The sequence below is a fragment of the Escherichia sp. KCJ4928 genome, from assembly GCF_004352695.1.
GTDB lineage: Bacteria > Pseudomonadota > Gammaproteobacteria > Enterobacterales > Enterobacteriaceae > ECMA0423.
In genome coordinates this window covers 1-225 of the sequence record NZ_SJWV01000890.1, presented here as the reverse complement: position 1 = coordinate 225, position 225 = coordinate 1, and the positions used below count along the sequence as shown (strand labels likewise).

At 55.1% G+C, this 225-nt stretch carries 1 pseudogene; it reads right to left on the bottom strand.

The features are described from left to right. Window positions 1-225 (bottom strand): annotated as a pseudogene (locus E0D98_RS27275) (hypothetical protein); the annotation flags it as partial.

Below are 225 nucleotides of genomic sequence, written 5' to 3'. Positions count from 1 at the left end.
ACAGCGCCATCTCCAGTATTCCCCGTGCTGCCGTGCGGGTGGAGACATGAACTGGCTGTACGGTCATTGAATAGCCTTCAGCGATGTTTTCTGCAGCCGTCTGAACCATGATATTGGCGGAACCAATGCCCATGATGGATGCGCCCCAGAGCATGACCAGTTGTGCCAGGCTCCAGCCGGAAGCGGTGGGCACAATCATCATAAAACCGCTCACAATACTGAGCA